General features: G+C 54.5%; 2 tRNA genes and 1 rRNA gene. All 3 read right to left on the bottom strand.

Annotation, left to right across the window (positions count from 1 at the left end):
• Nucleotides 1-146 precede the first annotated feature (146 nt).
• Nucleotides 147-222: transfer RNA gene (locus IEW70_RS17675), tRNA-Ala, on the bottom strand.
• Between the two features lie 16 nt (nt 223-238).
• Nucleotides 239-315, bottom strand: a tRNA-Ile gene (locus tag IEW70_RS17670).
• A gap of 98 nt (nt 316-413) precedes the next feature.
• Nucleotides 414-510: ribosomal RNA gene (locus tag IEW70_RS17665) — 16S ribosomal RNA — on the bottom strand; the annotation flags it as partial.

Below are 510 nucleotides of genomic sequence, written 5' to 3'. Positions count from 1 at the left end.
GCATCCACCGTGTGCCCTTAGTAACTTCTCCTCAAATCGCTCCGGTGAAATCTTCGACAGTTTGCTTTGCGCATCTGTTGAAGACTCCTTGGCTTGTGTTGCGTATCCAGTTTTCAAGGTGCATAACATAGAGGGTGAAGCCTCTATGGTGGAGCTGAGCGGGATCGAACCGCTGACCTCCTGCTTGCAAGGCAGGCGCTCTCCCAGCTGAGCTACAGCCCCATATTCAGTTCATTCATGGTGGGCCTGGGCTGACTCGAACAGCCGACCTCACGCTTATCAGGCGTGCGCTCTAACCAACTGAGCTACAGGCCCAAGCCTGTCGAGGGTGCATTCCCTCAAAACTGAGGAGCGGTCGTTCACGTGACCCGTCGTCCGGTTCATTCGTTTTGTATCCTAAGGATACTCCGTAGAAAGGAGGTGATCCATCCCCACCTTCCGGTAGGGATACCTTGTTACGACTTCACCCCAATCATCTGCCCCACCTTCGGCGGCTGGCTCCAAAAAGGT

This window comes from Marinithermofilum abyssi, assembly GCF_014641195.1.
Classification (GTDB): Bacteria; Bacillota; Bacilli; order Thermoactinomycetales; family DSM-45169; genus Marinithermofilum; species Marinithermofilum abyssi.
Note: the sequence above shows the minus strand (reverse complement) of the source record. Positions and strands in the feature narration are given on the sequence as shown.